Source organism: Caldimicrobium sp. SLHALR3 (genome assembly GCF_058692735.1).
Genome location: NZ_CP182484.1, coordinates 1,107,349 through 1,127,686, shown reverse-complemented (window position 1 = coordinate 1,127,686; position 20,338 = coordinate 1,107,349). Strand labels below are relative to the sequence as shown.

At 31.3% G+C, this 20,338-nt stretch carries 17 protein-coding genes; 12 read left to right on the top strand and 5 right to left on the bottom strand.

Features of this window, described 5'->3' with window-relative positions:
* Positions 1–22: 22 nt before the first annotated feature.
* The 3 genes from ACLGLP_RS05995 to ACLGLP_RS05985 all read left to right on the top strand — a co-directional run bounded on the left by ACLGLP_RS05995 (position 23) and on the right by ACLGLP_RS05985 (position 3,093).
* Positions 23–997 (top strand): sigma-70 family RNA polymerase sigma factor, encoded by a 975-nt coding sequence (locus ACLGLP_RS05995; RefSeq protein WP_492112373.1) that lies wholly within the window; start codon positions 23–25, stop codon positions 995–997.
* The gene (locus ACLGLP_RS05990) at positions 957–2,537 is read left to right on the top strand and encodes a tetratricopeptide repeat protein (RefSeq protein WP_492112372.1); all 1,581 of its coding nucleotides are present in this window, start codon (positions 957–959) and stop codon (positions 2,535–2,537) included. Before ACLGLP_RS05995 ends, ACLGLP_RS05990 begins: the two co-directional genes overlap by 41 nt.
* Positions 2,538–2,646: 109 nt before the next feature.
* On the top strand, positions 2,647–3,093 hold the full coding sequence (locus ACLGLP_RS05985; protein ID WP_492112371.1) for a hypothetical protein: 447 nt from the start codon (positions 2,647–2,649) through the stop codon (positions 3,091–3,093).
* Here the strand turns inward: ACLGLP_RS05985 and ACLGLP_RS05980 are convergent.
* Genes ACLGLP_RS05980 through ACLGLP_RS05965 form a run of 4 tightly spaced genes read right to left on the bottom strand, consistent with a single transcriptional unit; the run spans position 3,083 to position 7,005 of the window.
* Positions 3,083–4,303, bottom strand: coding sequence for a hemolysin family protein (locus ACLGLP_RS05980; protein WP_492112370.1), 1,221 nt, complete (start codon positions 4,301–4,303; stop codon positions 3,083–3,085). The two genes, ACLGLP_RS05985 and ACLGLP_RS05980, sit on opposite strands and share 11 nt — an antisense overlap.
* Positions 4,296–5,549, bottom strand: coding sequence for a hemolysin family protein (locus ACLGLP_RS05975; RefSeq protein WP_492112369.1), 1,254 nt, complete (start codon positions 5,547–5,549; stop codon positions 4,296–4,298). Before ACLGLP_RS05975 ends, ACLGLP_RS05980 begins: the two co-directional genes overlap by 8 nt.
* Entirely contained in the window at positions 5,549–6,400 is an 852-nt protein-coding gene (locus ACLGLP_RS05970; protein ID WP_492112368.1) for a hypothetical protein, read from the bottom strand. Before ACLGLP_RS05970 ends, ACLGLP_RS05975 begins: the two co-directional genes overlap by 1 nt.
* 2 nt (positions 6,401–6,402) lie before the next feature.
* A complete protein-coding gene (locus tag ACLGLP_RS05965) occupies positions 6,403–7,005 on the bottom strand; it encodes a DUF6657 family protein (protein ID WP_492112367.1) in 603 nt (200 codons plus the stop codon).
* A gap of 133 nt (positions 7,006–7,138) precedes the next feature.
* Here ACLGLP_RS05965 and ACLGLP_RS05960 point away from each other — a divergent pair, with 133 nt between their 5' ends.
* A complete protein-coding gene (locus tag ACLGLP_RS05960; RefSeq protein ID WP_492112366.1) occupies positions 7,139–9,253 on the top strand; it encodes an ATP-dependent helicase in 2,115 nt (704 codons plus the stop codon).
* 11 nt (positions 9,254–9,264) lie between these two features.
* Complete coding sequence (locus tag ACLGLP_RS05955; RefSeq protein ID WP_492112365.1) at positions 9,265–10,098, top strand: hypothetical protein; 834 nt, start codon at positions 9,265–9,267, stop codon at positions 10,096–10,098.
* Here the strand turns inward: ACLGLP_RS05955 and mfd are convergent.
* The gene (mfd, locus tag ACLGLP_RS05950) at positions 10,087–13,476 is read right to left on the bottom strand and encodes a transcription-repair coupling factor (protein ID WP_492112364.1); all 3,390 of its coding nucleotides are present in this window, start codon (positions 13,474–13,476) and stop codon (positions 10,087–10,089) included. The genes ACLGLP_RS05955 and mfd overlap by 12 nt on opposite strands.
* A gap of 170 nt (positions 13,477–13,646) precedes the next feature.
* Between mfd and rplU the strand changes: the two genes are divergently transcribed.
* The 7 genes from rplU to ftsH all read left to right on the top strand — a co-directional run bounded on the left by rplU (position 13,647) and on the right by ftsH (position 20,337).
* The gene (gene rplU, locus ACLGLP_RS05945) at positions 13,647–13,958 is read left to right on the top strand and encodes a 50S ribosomal protein L21 (RefSeq protein WP_492112363.1); all 312 of its coding nucleotides are present in this window, start codon (positions 13,647–13,649) and stop codon (positions 13,956–13,958) included.
* A gap of 12 nt (positions 13,959–13,970) precedes the next feature.
* Positions 13,971–14,222, top strand: a complete 252-nt coding sequence (gene rpmA / locus ACLGLP_RS05940) for a 50S ribosomal protein L27 (protein WP_492112362.1) — start codon at positions 13,971–13,973, stop codon at positions 14,220–14,222.
* 69 nt (positions 14,223–14,291) lie between these two features.
* A complete protein-coding gene (gene plsY, locus ACLGLP_RS05935) occupies positions 14,292–14,918 on the top strand; it encodes a glycerol-3-phosphate 1-O-acyltransferase PlsY (protein WP_492112361.1) in 627 nt (208 codons plus the stop codon).
* Positions 14,896–16,329: a flagellar assembly protein A gene (locus ACLGLP_RS05930; protein WP_492112360.1), complete on the top strand. Its 1,434-nt coding sequence runs from the start codon at positions 14,896–14,898 to the stop codon at positions 16,327–16,329. Before plsY ends, ACLGLP_RS05930 begins: the two co-directional genes overlap by 23 nt.
* A 5-nt stretch (positions 16,330–16,334) precedes the next feature.
* Positions 16,335–17,096 (top strand): hypothetical protein, encoded by a 762-nt coding sequence (locus ACLGLP_RS05925; protein WP_492112359.1) that lies wholly within the window; start codon positions 16,335–16,337, stop codon positions 17,094–17,096.
* A gap of 1 nt (position 17,097) precedes the next feature.
* Complete coding sequence (gene tilS / locus ACLGLP_RS05920; protein ID WP_492112358.1) at positions 17,098–18,459, top strand: tRNA lysidine(34) synthetase TilS; 1,362 nt, start codon at positions 17,098–17,100, stop codon at positions 18,457–18,459.
* A gap of 75 nt (positions 18,460–18,534) precedes the next feature.
* On the top strand, positions 18,535–20,337 hold the full coding sequence (gene ftsH, locus ACLGLP_RS05915) for an ATP-dependent zinc metalloprotease FtsH (RefSeq protein WP_492112357.1): 1,803 nt from the start codon (positions 18,535–18,537) through the stop codon (positions 20,335–20,337).
* Position 20,338: the final 1 nt, after the last annotated feature.

The window sequence follows — 20,338 nt, the reverse complement described above, 5'->3', positions numbered from 1 at the left end:
TTATGTGATAAAATATTTTATTATGAAAAACCTTGAGAGCAGTGAAAAGCCAGCTCTTATAGACCCCTCTGAATTTGAGGAACTTTCCTATCTTCCTGTAAGTGTAGAAAACTTTGAAGAACAAGTTCCTGCTAAATTTGATCCCCTCCAAAAGTATTTGCAGGAAATAAGCAAGTATCCTGTGCTTTCAAGAGAGGAGGAAGAGGCTATTGCAAGGGCTTATTATGAAACTAAGGATCCTCGTCTTGCTTATAAACTTGTAGTTTCAAACTTAAGACTTGTGGTAAAAATAGCCCTTGAATTTCAAAAATTCTGGGCACACAACTTTTTAGACCTCATACAGGAAGGAAATCTTGGACTTCTGCAAGCAGTTAAAAAATTTGATCCCTATAAAGGAGTTAAATTTTCCTATTATGCCTCTTTCTGGATCAAAGCTTATATTCTAAAATACATTATGGATAACTGGAAACTTGTGAAAATGGGAACTACTCAGGCTCAAAGAAAACTTTTTTATAAGCTAAGAAAGGAAAAAGAAAGACTTTCTGCTCTCGGCTTTGAGCCCACTCCTGCTGAAATAGCTAAAAGACTTGGAGTTAAGGAAAAGGAAGTTGAAGAAATGGAAAGTAGAATGTTTTCTCAAGACCTTAGTTTAGAAGCTCCCATATCTCACGATTCAGAGGATACCTTAGCAAGTTTTTTGAAAGACGAAAGACCAACCCCTGAAGAATCTTACGCAAGAGAAGAAGTTTTAAATAATTTCAAACGCCTTCTTAAAGAATTTGCTCAAACACTTACAGGAAAAGATTATGTTATTTTTTACGAGAGACTTCTTGCAGAAGAACCCAAAACCCTTCAGGAACTCTCTCAAAAACTGGGAATTTCTAAAGAAAGAGTAAGACAAATAGAAGAAAAAATAATTAAAAAACTTAAAAAATTTCTCGAGGAGAGATTGCCAGATGCATACTACTATCCGCTTGCCCTACCCTATAAGGATTAGCCTTTTAATTTCAGCTTTTCTTTTTTTAGCCTTCCTTAATTCCTTTGCTGGAGATAAAACCCAGGCTTATTATTACTATCTTCTTGCCATGAACGAAAAAGATCCTCCAGTAGCAGAAAAGTTTCTCAAAAAAGCTATAAAGTTTGATAAAGAAAGTCTTTATCTTAAAAAAACTTTGATTTCTTTTTATCTTGAAAACGGAAAGTTAGAAAAGGCTGAGGAGCTTTCTAAAAACCTTCTAAAAAGGTATCCAAAAGACAGAGAATTCAATCTCTTTTTAGCTAAAATATACCTTTTAGAAAATAGACCGCTGAGAGCAGCCTCTATTCTTGAAAAATATATAGAATTTTTCCCTGAAGACGAAGTCTTTCTTACCCTTCTTATCAATATCTATCTTGATCAAAAAGACTGGAATTCAGCAATAATAAATCTAAACAAACTTTTAAAAATCAACGAAAACAATTATATAGCTTGGCTTTTAAAAGCTCGTATTTTAAAGGAACAAAAAAAGATAGAAGAAGCAAAGGAAGCTTATTTGAAGGCACTAAATCTTTTTCCGGAAAACAAAGCCCTTTTAATAGAGGTGCTCAAATTTTTAGATGAAAACTCTGAGGTTGAAGAAATTGAAAATTTGCTTAAGTCCTATGTAACAAAATATCCTGAAGATGAAGATTTTATTAAGCTTCTGCTAAGTTTTTATATTGAAAAAGCTAATTGGGAAAAATCTGAAAGGGTATTAAAGGAATATTTGGAAAAAAACAAACACACTCCTGAACTTATTTTCTTTTTGGGATATTCCTTAGAAAAACAAAATAAGATGGATGAAGCCATAAAGATTTATGAAAAACTTTTGTCTGATAACGAATGGAATTATGAAGCCTCAAGAAGAATAGTAAACATATTGAGGCAAAGAAAAAAAGAGGAAGCTATAAAGTATTTAGAGGACTTTTCTCAAAAATACCCTAAGGATAAAAATTATTACATTTTTTTAACAAATTCCTTTGAACTTCTTGATCTTTGTGAAAAGGGATTAGAGTATGCAGAGGAGGGAATAAGAGCCTATCCAGAAGATCTTGATATGATTTTAACCTTGGCTTCAAGTTATGCCTGCTTAGAGGATTACAAAAAAGTTCTTTCTCTTGTTGAACCGCTTTTAAAAAGGTACCCAAAAGATCCTTATGTATTAAATTTCGTAGGATATAGCTATGTTGAACTTAATAAAAATCTTGATGAGGCTGAAAAGTTACTTCTTAAGGCTTTGCAAATTCGTCCCTTAGATCCCTACATACTTGATAGCGTGGGCTGGTTATATTACAAAAAAGATAATTTAGACTTAGCCATACAATACTTAGAGAAGGCAGTAAATAAGCTATCTGAAGACGAAGCAGTTATAATTGAACATCTTGCAGATGCCTACTATAAAAAAGGAGACAAAAATAAAGCCTGTGAGTTATATCAAAGAGCTTTAAAAGCAGTTATCCATAAAAGGGATAAAGAAAGAATTGAAAAGAAAATCAAAAACTGCCCAAATTCTAAATAAGTTCGTTTTTTTTCTTTTTCTTTATTTCGTTTTCGGATGCTGTTATAAATCGCTTATTCTAAGAAAAGCCCCTGCGAAAAGAGTTTATTTCGGAAATTTATGGTTAGAAGTGAAATTTTTTACCAATAATCAAACCCAAATTTTCAGTGGTTATGCAGATTTTCAAGCAAGTGAAGACTTTCTTTTTTTAAGATTTAAATCACCTTTAAACACTACCTTGGGATATGGAAAATGGGAAATTTCTTCGTTTAATCTTATTGAAATTTTTGACTTTTACAGCAAAAAGCATTATCTCGTAACTTTTCAAAAACATCCCGAATTAAAAAACATTCCCCTTTATTTTATGGGACTAAAGGAAAAAACCTTAAGATGGGATTTTTTAAAAACTTCCTTTGAATATTCCTTTTCGGAGGAGAAAAAGGAAGGAATGATAAGTTCTGAGGTTTTTCAGCTAAGGTGGAAAATAAAAACTATTTCAATTTCACAAGATTTCAAACCCCTATTAGATGAAACATCTTTTTTGAAAGATTTTTCCAAAGTAGAAATTACTTTTTAATTCTTATTATTACTTCTTCTACTTTTCTTGGGGTAGCTTTTACAACTTCTATTTCTAAATTTTTGTAATAAATTTTTTCTCCTTCTTTTGGTATTTTGCCTGTTATAAAGTAGATAAATCCATTGAGGGTTTCGTAATCTCCTGAAGGAATGGGTATTCCAAGGGATTGTAGTTTTTCTATCTCTATGTATCCTTTGAATTTATACAGATTTTCGCTGATTTTTTGATACTCAGGAACATAGTAATCGAGCGCGTCTCTAAATTCTCCTAAAACCTCTTCTATAAGATCTTCTATGGTAATAATTCCGGTGGTAGAGCCATACTCATCTACTACCACAGCTATTTCTATTCCACTTTTCTGAAGCTGGGAGAGAATTTCGTGGGCAAAAGCTACTTCCGGGACAAAAATGGGTCTAAAACTAAATTCTTTAATTGGTCTTTCTGGCTGAAGAAGAACTTTTCCCACAAGGTGTTGAACCTTTACCATTGCCTTTATGTTATTAATGCCTTCTTCATAAAGAGGAATATAAGAAAAGTTGTATTTTTTGCTGAATTCTATAGCATCTTTTACAGTTGCTGTTATAGGTAATGCTTTTACCTGAGTTAAAGGGATCATTATTTGAGAAACCCTTTTTTTGGCAAACTCTACAATTTTGCGCATAAGTTCTTTTTCTTTAAAATCAATTTCTTCTTCATAATGAACGAAAGTCAAAAGTATTTCTCTAAACTTGGTTAAGAAAAAGGGATTTTCTTCCTCTTTTGACTTGAGAATTTTATTAGCAAGTTTTGTATTCAGAAAAATTACAGGAAAAAATATAAAAGAAATTATGTAAAGAAATGGCATTAAGTAAAGAACCAAAGGATAAGAAAATTTTTTCCCTATGGTTTTGGGAATTATCTGACCAAAAAAGATCATAGAAAGAGGCAAAAAGGTAGAAGAAATTAAAATCCCCCAGGTTTTTAGACTTTTTATTAAAAAATAGGTAGTGAATATACCGTTTCCTGCTATACAGAGAGCAATTCCCATAAGAGTTGTAGTGAATAAACGTTCAGGGTTTTCCCAAAATTTAAGGTAAAGTTTTGCCCCTATGTTTTTTTTAGCTAAACCTTCTATAAGAATCCTTTCTGCAGAAATAAAAGCGATTTCACTGCAGGCAAAAAAGGCTTCCCCTGAAAGAAAAATTAAGAAAGAAATTAAAGCTTCAAGCATGTTTTTCTATTTCCACCCAAATAATCTTTCTTCCCTTAATTTTTCTAACAGTAAATTTAAACTCTCCATATTCTATGCTTTCTCCTTCCTTAGGAATTTCTTTAAACAAAACGAGAAGAAACCCGCTTAAAGTCTTTATATCTTGAAATTCTTCTTCAACTATTTCCATTCCTAATAAACTTTTTAGTTCTTCTAAAAGAACTTTTCCACTAACCAGCCATTTTTTATCCTCTATCTTTTGTATAGGCTCAATTTTAGCTTCCTTTTCTTCGTAAATTTCACCAAAAAGTTCCTCAAGCACATCTTCTAAGGTAACCAATCCTTTCAAAACGCCGTATTCGTCAATTACCAAAGCTATTTTTATCTGTCTTTTTTGAAACTCAAAAAGTAAATCTCTTACCGTAAAGGTCTCAGGAATAAAATAGGCTGGTCTTACAAATTCAGAAAGTTTTTTAACATTTAAAATTTCAGGAGAAAAATCTTTAATTAAATCCTTTGCATAAAGAATCCCTATAACATCATCAAGGTTTTCTTTATAAACTGGAAACTTGTTATAAGGAAGTTGCTTTAACCTTTCTAAAAATTCTAAGGTTATAATTTGGTCTTTAAAAGCAACTATTTCTGAACGAGAAGTTAAAATAGCTGAAACAGGAATTTTTTCAGAAAGAAATAAACCATGAATAAACTTTTTTTCTTTTTCGGTTATTCTTTTCTGTTTGTAAGCTTCGTCCAGCATGTAAAGTATTATCTGTTCTGCAGGAGAAAAGGTGTGGGGATAAATCGGGGTATAGGGGAATTTTTTTTCAAGGGCTGAGTAAATGGAAGTATAAAGCTTTCTTACAGGATAAAAGAGTTTGTAAAATAAATAATTCAGGTAAAAAACTTTAGTAATTATTAAGCTTTTTAATTTAAACCCTACAACTTTTGGAAAAAAATCTCCTATCCAGAAGCCAATTATAGCAAAGACTATAAAAGCAGTTGTTCTTCCTTCTTCAGAAAATAAAATAGTAAATCCTTTGGAAATACAAAAACTTGCAAAATAATCAACTATTTCGTGTCCTGCTATAAGAACGATTAAAAGCTCCTCGGGATTTCTTAGCATATGTAAATACTTTTCTGATACTCCTAAACTTCTGAGAGAGGCAATTTCTATTCTTGAAAGAGAAAAGATACTTACTTCACTTGCAGAGAATATCATTGAAAGAAAGATTAAAAATGCCGTGATTATGAAATAGAGTTCCGCCATTAAGGGCTTAAAAAAAGCACCCCTGTTTCAGAGGAATAGGTTTTTAAAGAATTTATAATGGATATTCCGATAAGGTCAAAAATAGAGGCTTTAAAGCTGTAAAATTCTGCCTTATCTTCTTCTCTTTTCTTTTCAAAGGAAAATCTATCCTTCCAGTCCTCTAAAAGTTCCTTTTCTGTAATTAAAAGATTATTCAGAGGATGGACTGATTCCCAGTTTAGATATTTTCCAATTATCTTCCATGCAGAAACCCTTAGTTTGAGATTGGGCAATTCCTTTGATAAATAGCCTCCCAGAGGATTTTCAATATGAAATATCCTTTCAAAAGTCTCATCCTCTCCTATTATTTTTTCTTCAAAAAATTGATTGTATTTTTTTTCCATCTCCTTTAAGGATTTTTCAACTTCGTATAGCCTGAAATCAAGCTTTTCAGCAAGAGAAAGAAGAATTAAAGCTCTTCTGACTTTAAACTCTTCCTTAGATTTTTCCTCTTTTTCTTTTTCGTTAAAAGATGGAAACAATCCCTCTAAGGATTCTTCAAGGGTTTCTTTAAATTGACTGAAATATTTAAGATTTTCAGGGGTTCTAAAATTAAATCCCCACTCTTCAATAAGATCAACTTCTTTGTCAATTTGATCCCAATTTATTTTTACCTCATCTTTTAACTCTAAAAATATTATCTTTTCTTGCCAAGGTAAAACACTATCTTGATAAATCTCTTTCGTAATATTTAAAGTTTTAGGAAGTTTTAAAACAACGAGATTAGAAATTAAAGAGAAAACTTTTATTGCTTTCTCAGGAAAAATAAGGCTCTGAGGGTATAACAAAAGTTTTGAGGGAAATTCAGACATCTTTAAGAAATTATCTTCTTAAAAAGATTTTTAAAATATTCAAGCTGTTTCCCATATTCTTCGTCAAGTTTTTCTTTTATTTTGTTCCACTCATCCTTAAACTGTGGATGTTCTTCCACATTTACTTTAACCTCAGCTCCCAATTGATCTGATAAAGCTCTTTCTAAAGCCTCAACACCTGCATTAAATCTTCTTAAAAGCTCATTGTAAATTGCCTCTTTGTGCTTTAAATACTCTCTTACGAGTGTTTCTAATTGTTGACAAATTTTGGAAATTTCTGGAACTTTTTTAAAAACCTTTTTTAATCCTTCAATAGCCTTCTTAATATCGTCCATCTGATATTCATACTTTGGAAGAACTATGTTTTTTAAAAATACATCCACCATACTCTGATAGATAGCTTTTTTTTGTTGAGAATTTTTATTTTTTAAAAATTCTGCTAACCTTTCTTCAAAATTGGGAAGTTCATTTCTTAAAAATTTAGCTGAAAGCTTTTGAGCCTCTTCTTTTATTTGAAGAAGTTCTAATTCTTCTTTTGAAGCTTTTCCAATTTTTTCTGCTTTCTCAAGAGCTATTTCTAAGGTACTTTTTATCTCTTCAGCCATTAAGATTTTCCTCCTTTAGTATTTATTTTTAAAAATTAACATCTTTCTTAATTTTATTCAAGGGGTTTGCAAAATGAGAATCTGGGTCGTCCTACTTGTAGGATTGGAGTTAAAAGTTTATAATTTATAAAATATGAAAAACTTGGATTTTCTTAAAGAACTTAATCCAGCACAAGCTGAAGCTGTTAGAACTGTTTTTGGTCCTCTTTTAGTTATTGCAGGAGCAGGGTCTGGAAAGACAAAAACCATAACCTGCAGAATGGCTTATCTTGTTGCTCAAGGAGTTCCGCCAGAAAAAATTCTCCTTCTTACCTTTACTCGAAAAGCCTCAAGGGAGATGATTGAAAGGGCAGGATGTCTTCTTAAAATGGATTGTGACAAAATTATGGGTGGAACATTTCATTCACTCTGTCAATATATGCTCAGATTCTACGGATACTTGTTAGGCTATAAACCAAGTTTTACCATTCTTGACAGAAGCGACACAGAAGACCTTATAAACTTACTTAGAAACAGTCTTGGACTGGCTGAAAGAAAAAAGAGATTCCCAAGAAAAGATACCCTTGCCAATATCTATAGCAAAATGATAAATCAACAAAGAGGTCTTGAAGAAATTTTATCTTCTGAATATCCCCAGTTTCTTGACCATTATCATGAGATAGAAAGACTCTTTATTGAGTATGTGAACTACAAAAAAGAACATCAGTTAATGGATTATGACGACCTTTTGTTAAACTGGCTTGAAATTTTAAGAAAATTTCCTCAAGTAAGAAAAGAAGTGGGAGAAAGATTTAAGTTTATCATGGTTGACGAGTATCAGGATACAAACACTTTGCAGGGAGAAATAATAAAATACATGGGAGAAACTCACAAAAATGTGATGGTTGTAGGTGATGATTCTCAGAGCATATACGGATTTAGAGGAGCAAACTACAGAAATATCTTCGAATTTCCCAAACTTTTTCCTGATACAAAAATTATAAAATTAGAACAAAATTACAGAAGTACTCAGTTTATTTTAGACCTTGCAAATGCCATTATTTCAAATTCCAAAATAAAGTATACCAAAAACCTTTTTACTCTAAAAAAAGATGGTAGAAAACCCGTTTTGTTTAAAGCCAAAGATGAAACAGAATCAAGTAAATTTGTAGTAGATAGAATTTTGGAATTAAGAGAAAAGGGAATTAAACTTTCTCAGATGGCAGTTCTTTTCAGGTCTGCCTATCATTCCTTTGATCTTGAAGTTGAATTAACAAAAAGGGGAATACCCTTTGTAAAATATGGTGGTTTAAAACTTTTAGAATCTGCCCATGTAAAAGATTTTGTTTCCTTTTTAAAAATTGTAAGCAATCCTCAGGATTTTCTTTCCTGGCACAGAGTTCTTTTACTTTTAGAAGGAATAGGACCAAAGAGCACAGAAAAAATCATCAATTATTTGAAACAAAATCCTTTAAATATTAAACAAACTTTGGAAAAACTCGCTTTTCAGTTCCCTTTTAATGAATTTAAAGAACTGAGCTTTCTTTTAAAAGATCTCTGGAATAGCAAAAAAGCTCCTTTTGAAATTCTTTTAGTTTTATGGGACTTTTATAAACCCATTTTTGAAAGAGTTTATTATGAAGATTATTTTAAGCGAGAAAAGGATATAGAAGGAATTATAGCTCTTTCTGAAAAATACAACTCTCTTGAAGAATTTCTCAGTGATTTAATACTTGAACCCTTAGAAATTACAGATATTACAGATATAGAAAATAATACAGTTAAAGATGAGGAATATCTCACTCTTTCAACTGTGCATTCTGCAAAGGGATTGGAATGGCATACTGTTTTTATCATATCCCTCATAGAAGGAAGATTTCCCTCAATTTATAGCGTTAACAATGAAGAAGAACTTGAGGAAGAAAGAAGGCTCTTTTATGTAGCAGTTACCAGAGCAAGAGAAAATCTGTTTCTCGTTGCTCCTATGACTGTTTACATACCGGGAGAGGGGAAAACCCTTGCCAAACTTTCCCGTTTTTTAAGAGAAATCCCTTCCTCTTTATTTGAATATTACAAAGAAGAAAATGAGGAATCACTCTCAGATAACGGCAAAAAATTTAAGGTGGGAGACATAGTAAAACACCCCCATTTTGGTGTGGGAGAGGTTACAGAAATATTAGGTCCAGAAAAAATTAAAGTACTTTTTGAAGGAAAAGGTCCAACCCTTCTACATCTCAGGTATACAAATTTAGAAAAGCTGATTTTATAAAGTTTTAAGTTATGGAGAAAATTGAGCTTTCAAGTAAAATAAAAATTTCGGTATTAAGTAGAAATGTACAACTTGCTTCGCTTAAGTATCTTCCTATTCCCTTAAGAGTTGATTTAGATAGAACCTTAAAAAATGCTATAGTCTTTCATAAACAAAATATCATTAAAGATTCGTTAAAGGTTTTAAATGAAAAAGAAATTATTCTTGAAAAAACTCAGGATTTGCCCGAATTTACAAAAGGAGAACTTATCCTTATTATACTTCCTTATAACGAGGAAATTAGATTTATCTTTCAAACAGTAGTAGAGGAGATTCTGCCAGAAGGTTATAAGCTAAAAATTCTTAGCCCAAGGCATGATAAAAGACTGATTTTAAAAACTCCTATTCCTGCTTTTGTATCTTATATTCCCCACAGTTTATTTTTTAACTTTCTTCAAAAAAATTATTACTTAGTTAGAAATACAAATTTTTCTTTGGAAAATGTTTCAGAATTAAAGGATTTAGAATTTTACGATCTTATCTTTGATGAAAAGAATCAGCTTAATGAAGAATTTAAAAAGGTTATAAACAAATATCACATACAGGGTGAACTTGTAGATATAAGTAGTAGTGGGCTTTGTGTAAAAGCTATGCCCATTATTCAGATTCCAGAAAATACCCACTTATTATATACTAAATTTGAAATTTCTTCTCAAAATGGAAGCATAAAGTCAGGACTTCTTTGTCATCTAAGAAATCATCGCATTGAGGGAAACAAAACTTTCCTACACATGGCATTCCTATTAACTTTTAAGCCTGAAATATGGCAAAAATTAGAGGAAATATTAAAAGATTTAGCTAAGTAATGTTTGGCAAATATTAATTGCAAAATCAAGGAGATTTTCTTTCGTTTTTATAACAATTTTGGCAAAATTTTTTTCATCTTTTAAATGAAAGTTAAATTTAAATCTACTTAATGTTTTTTTAAACTTTATAAAAGCTTCTTTAGCTTTGACAACAAAAATTAGATTGTCTCCTTTAGCTTCTATTAATGGAAGTTTAAGGCTTTTCATGTAAAGTTTTAAGAGAAAAATTTTAACTAAATTTTCTACAGGTTCTGGTAAGGTCCCGTATTTATCTTTTATTAATTCATAAAATTCTTTAAGTTCTTCTTCGTCTCTAATCAAAACAAGCTCTCTATAAAGGCTTAATCTTTCCTCTGGTTCTGGAATGTAATTTGGAGGAATATAGGCTGGCACTTTTATGTTAACTTCTGGTTCCCAATCTTCTATCTCTTCTCCTTTAAGTGCCCTTATTGTGTTTTCAAGAAGTTCTAAATACAGTTCATATCCCACGGTGTTAATATGTCCTGATTGACGAATACCTAAAAGCTCTCCAGCTCCGCGTATTTTTAAATCACTCAAAGCCAGCTTAAAGCCTGAACCGAGTTCTGTAAATTTGAGCAAAGCCTTAAGTCTTTTTTGAGCTTCTTCAGTTAATCCTTTTAATGTAGGAACCAAAAGATAGGCATAGGCAAGTTCATCAGACCTTCCTACCCTTCCCCTTAGCTGGTAAATATCTGCAAGACCAAACATATCTGCTCTATTTATTATAATAGTATTAGCAGAAGGAATATCTATACCACTTCCTATTATAGGTGTGCAAACAAGCACATCTATTTCTTTGTTCAAAAATTTGTACATATTTTTTTCTATAAGTTCTGCTGGCATCTGTCCGTGAATGATTTCTATTCTTGCCTGTGGAACGAGTTTCTTAAGATAGTTAGCTAAAGAACTTAGTCCTCTAATTCTTGGATTGACAAAAAATACCTGCCCTCCTCTTTCTAACTCTTTTTCTATAGCATTTTTGATGATTTCGGGTTCAAATTTGGCAAGAATAGTTTTTATGGGTTTCCTTCCAGGAGGTGGACTTTCAATAACAGAAAGGTCAAAAATATTTAGAAGACTTAACTGAAGACTTCTCGGAATAGGTGTAGCAGAAAGAGAAAGAACTTTTACACTCTTTTTGAGTTGTTTTATTTTTTCCTTCTGTTTTACACCAAATCTGTGTTCTTCATCTATCACGAGAAGTCCTAAATCTTTAAAAACTACATCTGAAGAGAGCAATCTGTGAGTTCCTATAATTACTTTTATTTCACCCTCTGCAAGTTTTTTTAGGGTTTCCCTTTGTTCCTTTAGGGGTCTTAGTCTTGAAAGAATTCCTACTTTTATATTAAAAGGCTCTAAACGGGTTTTAAAGTTTCTATAATGCTGTTCTGCAAGGATGGTGGTTGGAACCAAGAAAGCAACCTGTTTTCCTGAGTAAGCAACAAGAAATATAGCTCTTAAAGCCACCTCTGTTTTCCCAAATCCTACATCTCCCACTAAAAGCCTTTCCATAGGCTTTTCACTGCAAAGATCGTTAATTATTTCTTCAATGGCAATTTGCTGATCAGGTGTTTCTTCATAAGGGAAAGTGGAGGAAAATTCCTGATAAGCAAGTGCAGGAAATTTAAGAGCATAACTCTTTATTGCTTTTCTTTCTGCATAAAGAGAAAGCAGTTCTTGCACAACTTCTTTTAATTCCTGTTCTATTTTTTTCTTACGATTGATAAAAGTCTTTTTGCCGAGTTTATCAAGTTTAGGTTCTTTCTCCTCTATTCCAACATAAGGATAAAGCTCGTTTAGACGAGAAACAGGTAGATAAAGTTTATCTCCTCCGTCGTATTCAATCTGTAAAAACTCTCCCTCAATTCCATCAACTTTTAAAAAGGTTAATCCTAAGTATTTTCCTATTCCATTGTATTTATGGACAACAAAATCTCCTGGCTTTAAATCTTCAAATTTTCTGAAATAGCTTTTGGCTTTACTAATAGCTCTTTGTGAAAACTCTTTTTTTAACGAAATTTTCCCAAAAAGTTCATATTCTGAAGTCACCCATATAGACCACTGAGGTAAGTAAAATCCCCTTTTTAAAGTCCCTTTTCTAATTTCAAGATTTTTAAAATCCTCCCATCCTCTAAATCTAAGTCCCTCTAAAATAGTTTTTTCAGTCCTTTCATCAGACACCACAAGAATTATTTTTTCTCCTTCTTCCAAAGATTTTTTGAGAAGTTTAAAAGCTTGTTCTACTTTATTAATGCCTTTAATCTCTTCTATCTCTTTTTGGGAAAGAGAAAAAGAAAGCCCATCATTTTTAATTTCAAAGGGAATCTCCTTTACAATCAATTTTCTAAATTTTTGAATTGAATCTTTAAATTCCTCTACAGATAAATACAAAAATTCCTCATCAAAGAATAACCTCTTTTTTTCCTTTGCTTTCAAAGCATTTAAATAAACTCTGTCCCAAAAACTTTCTGCATTTCTTTCTATAATCTCTGGTTCATATAAAATCACTAAAACCTCTTTTTCTAAGTTATCCCATATAGGATTCAGTTTTTCGTAAAAAATGGACATCAAAAGGTCTTTCTTTTCAAAAATATATCTATTTTCTATTTGATTAAGAATTTCTACAAATAAAGGCTCAGGAATCTTTTCTTTTAATTTAAAAAGATTTTTGTAAATGTGTTCTGTATTTTCAGGAAAAAATATTTCTCTACAAGGAAGTATGATAAGTTCTTCAATATGGGAAAAACTCTTTTGAGTTGCAGGATCGAAAAATTTAAGCGCTGTGATTTCGTTCCCAAAAAACTCAATTCTCACAGGAAATTCATAGTTTGGAGACCAAAGATCTATAACTCCTCCTTTTACTGTAAAAGTTCCCCTCTCCCTTACAGTTCCTACTCTTTCATATCCAAGATCTAAAAGTCTTTTTAAAAAGCTATCTCTATCAATTTTTTCACCGGAAAGAAGATAATGATAAGCCTTTTTAAGTTCCTTTCTTGGAATATACTTTCTTAAAAAGGCTTCTATTCCTCCAGCTAAAACCTTAATTTCAGGAAGCTCCCAAAGAATTTTTATTCTATCCAGCTCTTCTTCTTCAAAAGCATATACTTCAGAAAATGGAGGAATATCTGAAGTAGGATAAAGTTCAGCTTTTTGAGAAGAAAATACTCTTAAGGCTGAAACAAATTCAGAAGCCTGTTTTTCTTCAGGAAAGATAGCCAAAACAAAAATATCCTGTAATACACCTAAGTAAAAAGATAAAAAATAAGATAAAAACGCTGGATTTACTCCTGAAATAAAAAAATCTTTATTATAATTTTTATTTTCTAAAAATTTTTCAAAATTGTGAAACCTAAACATTACCACTTTTAATTCTTTAAATTATTACCTATTTTGAAACTTCAAATTTTTTATAAATTTTAGGTTATCCTTTATTTTTTTCAACAATTTGTCATAAAGACAAATCTTATCTTGACAAAACCTAATTTTAGGATATTTTTTAAGGTGAATTTTTAAAAGGAGGTTTTCTTGTGTTTGCAGTAATTAAAACAGGGGGTAAACAGTATATAGTAAGACCTGGTGATCGTTTAAGAGTTGAAAAAATAGAAGGTGAAATAGGAGAAGAAGTTGAAATCAACGAGGTTTTGCTTGTTAAAAAAGAAGAGGAATTAAAGATTGGAACTCCCGTAGTTGAAGGGGCTAAGGTTAAGGCTTCTATTGTTGAACAAGGTAGAGCCCCAAAGGTTATCGTTTTTAAGAAAAAACCCAAAAAGGGATATAAAAGAAAAAAAGGACACAGACAATATTACACAACCATAGAAATTAAAGAAATTTTAGCATAAGGAGGAAAGTAGATGGCTCATAAAAAGTCAGGTGGTGCCTCAAGAAACGGAAGAGATTCTCATTCAAAGCGTTTAGGAGTAAAAAGATATAGTGGACAATATGTAAAACCTGGTGAAATTATTGTAAGACAAAGAGGAACTAAAGTTTATCCCGGATTTAATGTAGGTTTAGGAAGAGACTACACTATTTTTTCAAAAATTGAAGGAATTGTAAAATTTGAAACAAAAAACGGGAAAAAAGTAGTAAGTGTATATCCTCTGTAAAAGTCAAAAATTATCTAAATAACTTAGTGTTTTCTTGTCTTTTCTTTATTTTCTATTAAAATAATTTATGTGCTCAAACTAATTTTTTTGTTTTTTTTTAGCTATCTTTTAGGCTCCATTCCTTTTGCTCTCATTGTAGCTTTACCACAGGGAGTAGATCCCAGAAAGGATGGAAGTAAAAATCCCGGTGCTACAAATGTGGCAAGACTCCTAGGAAAAAAGTGGGGTATTATTACTTTCTTAGGTGATTCCTCAAAAGGTGTCATAGCCCTTTTAATAGCCTTTTTCTTTTCAAAAAAAATCCCATATCCTAAGGAATTTATTTTAGCTGGAACTGCTTTTTTTGCAGTCTTAGGTCACTTATTTTCTATCTTCCTTAAGTTTAAGGGTGGAAAGGGAGTAGCAACTACCATAGGAGTTTTTTTAATTCTTACACCAAAGGCAATGCTCATTTCCTTGATTATATTTCTGATTGCTGTTTTCCTATCAAATTATGTTTCTGTGGGGTCTCTTTTAGCTACAGCTTTACTTCCCCTAAACATTTTTTTTCTTGGTTATCCTTCCGAATATGTTATATGTAGTCTTTTTTTAGCTATTTTGATATGGATAAAGCACAAAGATAACATAAAAAGACTTTTAAGGGGAGAAGAAAAAACCTGGAAGAAAATAAAAGATGATAGACAGAGCTCAAGCTAAACAGGAAGGAATACTAATTGAAGATTTTGTAATAAAAGTCTCTCCTGATGACATGTATCTATATTTAGAGATAGATCCTAAGGATATCTCTTTAATAAATGCTTTAAGAGAAAAATGGAAAAAAATAAAAACTCATTTAAGGGAAAACAAAATTTTTGGCATACTTGATGATCCAGACTTTGTAGATAATATGCTAATTATTGCCAAAGGAGTACCTCCTAAAAATCCCATTCCTGAAAAAATAGAAATTTTTGAAAAATTTATGCGGGTTTTACAAAAAGACAGTAATCTAAAAAAAATATGTGAAGAGGTATCAGAGGAGGAAGCAGAGGATCTGAGGGATCTCTGTCAAAGTATAGTTTGTGCTAAAAAGGATGAAGTTATAGGAAGGTGGTTTCCTTCAATACCTGGGGTTCCTGGAGTAAATATATGGGGAGACCCTATTGAACCACCTCCTCTTTCTGAAAAACCTCCCTTTACACTAGGGAAAAACCTTTTTATCGATGAAAAAGATAATCTTATTAAAGCTAAGGTTAGTGGAGTAGTCTTGGTTGAAAAGAATGTAATTGAGGTTTATCCAGAATATACTCTTAAAGGAGATGTAGACTTTTCAACGGGAAATGTGTATTTTACAGGTAAAAAACTCACTATACAAGGAGATATAAAGTTTGGATTTAAAGTAATTTGTGAAGGAGAACTTGAACTCCAAGGCGCTACAGAAAATAAAGTATATATAGAAGTTAATGGCACTTTTATTTGCCAAGGGATTGTAAGAGGAGAAGATACCACAGTAAAAGTAAAAGGTTATGCCGAAATTAAAGCTGTTGAATTTGCAAAACTTGAAATAGAAGGGAATCTTACTATTACAAATTATCTTATATTTTCAAAATGCACTGTTTATGGAAATCTCACTGTAACTTCAGGGAAAGGGATTATTTATGGAGGAGAAGTAAAGTGTAGCGGAAATATAGAAGTTAAAATTCTTGGAAATGAAACCCATACCCCTACTAAAGTATTTGCTGGATATAATCCTGAATTAATGGAACCCTATAAAAAAGCTTTAAAAGAGGAAATGACCATAAAAGAAACCTTAGAAAAGCTTGAACAAGGAATAAAATTAGGAAAAAAATTAAAAAAATATGGAACTCTCTCTGAGGAAAAAGAAAAAATCTTATTGAAACTTCAAGAAGAAGCTGAAAAATGTTATAGACATTTAGAAAAAATAAAGGAAAATTTAAATAACTTAAAAATTTTGATTGCTGAATACAAGTCTAAAACCATAAGAATTCTTGATAAAGTTTATGCAGGAGTTACTCTTGGTATTACAGATATTACCTATACCTTAAATGAAGATAAAACAGGTCCTGTTACCTTTTACTTAGAAGCTGATAAACCAAGTTTTAAAAGTTAAAATTTATGGAAAAAAACTGGGAAGAGTTTTTAGAAAATTTAACCTCAGAAGTAAAAAGAGAAATTGTAGAAAATTACTTTTCAGAAAAACTATATTTAGAAGAAGAATGGAAAAATTATCAAGATCTTTTGGAAAATCTTAAAAAGAGCCAAAAAAGAGTTTTCAATAATGCTTGGAGAATATATTTTATTCTCAATAAAGACGGAAATCTAATTAAAGAATTTGAAAATATTACTTCCTTTTCCCTTACTGATACCTGTAAAAAAAGTTTGGAATTATATAAAGAAACTTACGGAATTTCAGAAGATGAGCTTAAAAGAAGGCTTTTTAACAACATATTTTCTCCTTTTGGATTAACCTCAAAAGGAAAATTCGTAAAGCTTTTTTACAATATATACAAACGCCTGTATAATATTTTAACGATTTACTTAAACGATTATAGAAAAGCAGAAAAAACTTATAAAGCTTTGAAAGAAGAGACTGAAAAATTTCACAAAGCTTTTGATCTTTCTTATATTTTAGGTTTTTTTGAAAGGCTTGAAATTTCAGAAAAAGAATTGGGAGCAATCGAAAATAAGGGAAAGGTTATTGAAGATCTTGTTGAAAAGCTAAAAATACCTATTCCAGAACCTTTGGAACATAACTTTATGAAGTATTCTTTGATTTCTCCGCCTTCTAAAATTTCCTCTAAACTATCACACCTGGCTAAAGCTTCTTTTGAACTAAATCCTGAAAATGCAAAAAAAATTTTAACTTTTCTTCTTTAGGATGTTTCTTAATACCGTAAAAAAATATATAGAAAAATTTAAATTATTTCAAAAGGGAGATAGAGTCCTTCTCGGAATTTCAGGTGGAGTAGATTCTGTTGTTCTTCTGGAAACTTTATATATTCTTAAAAAGGAATATAAACTTAGTCTTTTTGTATCCCATTATGACCATAAGATTCGCAAGGATTCCTACAAGGATGCTCTTTTTGTATACAAACTTTGTAAAGAAAGGGATATTCCCTTTTTCTATACGGCTTCTTCAGTTCCAGCGTATGCTAAAAGAGAGGGTTTAAGTTTGGAAATGGCTGGAAGAGAGCTAAGATACAGACTCTGGTATAGTTTAGCTAAAAAGTATGATTTTCAAAAAATTGCTCTTGCCCATCATTTGGATGATCTCGTAGAAGAGATTTTTATGAAACTCATAAAAGGCACCGGGAAAAGAGGGCTTGCTGGGATACCCATAAAAAGAGAAGATTTGATTGTAAGACCGCTTTTGTTTGTTACCAAAGATGAAATAATAAAATTTGCTTTAGAAAGAGGATTAACCTGGAGAGAAGATGAAACTAATAAAGACTTAAGATTTTTAAGAAATAAAATAAGGCATGTGCTTATACCCTTCTTGGAAAATAATTTTAGTAAAAAAATAAAAGAAAATATAAGAAAAACTGCTTTTTTAATAGCAGAAGAGGAAGAACTCATTGAAGAATTAGCTAAAAATAAGTTTGAGGAAATTAAATTTTATTTAGAGGGAGATCTGGCTTTAAAACTTCACGAATTTAAACAGATTCATCCTGTTCTCAGAAGAAGAATATATTTTATCACTTTTAAAGAGGCAAATATCCCCCTTTTTAGAATAGGATACTCTCATATTGAAAGTCTTGAAAATTTAATAACCAAAAAGGCAAAAGGTCCTGTGTATTTACCTGGAAATTTTTTAGCTTATAGAGGTCCAGGATATGTAATTTTTACAAAAAAACTCTTCTCTTTACCCTATTTTGAAATTCCTGTATCTAAAGAAGGAGAATATTTGCTACCTAATAAACAACTTCTTAAAGTCTTTAAAATGCCTATTACTAAAGATTTTATTCAACCTGCAAATAGTATGCTATTTTCTGCTGAAAAACTTAATTTTCCTTTTGTTGTCAGAAGAAGAAAACCAGGAGATAGAATATATATACCTTCTGTTGGACACAAAAAATTAAAAAAATTCTTTTGGGAAAAAAATATCCCCTTTTATTTAAGAGAAAGTATAATATTGGTGGAACACCAAAAAGAAATTGTAGGGGTATGGAATCTATATATCCATCCTGAATATAAAATAAACAACCAAACGAAAGAAGCTATAGTTTTGCAAATCATTTAGTTTTTTTCTTTTTGTTGATTTTAAGAAAACTTGTAATAAATTTATTTTTTAGAAAAAAAGGAGGTAATGTTTTGCATGAAAAACATAGGTAAAACTCTTGTTATTTGGATAATTATAAGTGTTATAGTTTTATTGCTTTATAATTTTTTCTTTTCAGAGAAAGGTTTTTATCCTACTTTTAATAACAATGTTAATATAAGCTATTCAGATTTTTTAGATAAAGTTAATAAAGGCGAGATTAAAGAAGTAACCATAGAAGGGAAAAAGATCACAGGAAAGCTCTATTCAGGAGATAGTGTAACAACTTATACCCCCGAAGATAATGAATTAATTAGACTTTTAAAGGAAAAGAATGTAAAAATAATAGTAAAACCCGAAAATCAAAACAATTGGATTACTTCCTTTCTTATTTCTTGGCTTCCCTTTCTTATACTAATTTTCCTTTGGATTGTCTTCTTAAAACAATTGCAACCGAGTAATAAGCCTTTTTCTTTTATAAAAAGTAGAGCAAGATTAGTAAAAGGAGGAGACACCAAAGTTACTTTTAATGATGTAGCAGGGATAGAGGAAGTTAAAGAGGAGTTGCAGGATGTAGTGGAATTTTTAAAGAATCCTCAAAAATTTACCAAGCTTGGTGCTCGCATACCAAAAGGGATTCTTCTTGTGGGACCTCCTGGAACAGGAAAAACTCTTCTTGCTAAAGCTGTAGCTGGAGAAGCAGGTGTTCCATTTTTTAGTATAAGTGGTTCTGACTTTGTAGAAATGTTTGTTGGTGTAGGAGCTGCCCGCGTAAGAGACCTCTTTGCTCAAGCTAAAGCACACGCTCCTTGTATTATATTCATTGACGAAATTGATGCAGTAGGAAGACAAAGAGGAGCTGGACTTGGAGGAGGTCACGACGAAAGAGAACAAACCCTTAATCAGTTACTTGTTGAAATGGACGGATTTGATACTGAAGAAGGTATAGTAGTTTTAGCTGCTACAAATAGACCCGATATTCTAGACCCTGCCCTTCTTAGACCAGGAAGATTTGACAGACAGGTAGTAGTACCTCCTCCTGATCTTAATGGAAGAGAAGCTATTTTAAGACTTTATGCAAAAAAATTTAAGGTTGATCCATCAATTGATTTTAAAGCCTTAGCAAAAAGCACACCTGGTTTTACTGGAGCTGATCTGGAAAATATGTTAAATGAAGCAGCACTTATCGCTGCAAAGAAAGGAAAAGAAAAAATAGAAATTGAAGATTTAGAAGAAGCAAAAGATAAAATCCTTATGGGTAAAGAAAGAAAAGGAGTTATTTTGAGTGAAGAAGAAAGAAAAATCATAGCTTATCACGAAGCAGGACATGCCTTAGTTGCTTATTATCTTCCCGATCCTGACCCGGTTCACAAAATAAGTATTATTCCAAGAGGGCAGGCTTTGGGAGTTACTCAGCAATTACCTTTAGATGATAGACACATCTATACCGAAGATTATTTATTGAAAAAAATTACCGTTCTTTTGGGAGGAAGGGTAAGTGAAGAGATAGTCTTTAACAGATTAAGTAGCGGTGCTCAAGATGACCTTAAAAGAGCTACTCAAATTGCAAGAAAAATGGTATGTAACTGGGGTATGAGTAAGAGATTGGGACCTATAACTTTTGGAAAAAGCGAAGAACATATATTTTTAGGTAAAGAAATGTTTCAAATTAAAGACTTTTCAGAAGAAACAGCTCGAATAATAGATGAAGAAATTAAAAACATAATATCAAGTTGTTATGAAAAAGCGAAAGCTATATTAACCCAATACATACATAAACTCCACAAAATTGCTCAAGCTTTATTAGAAGAAGAGACCTTAGATGCAGATAGATTTAAACTTCTTCTTGAAGGAAATTAGT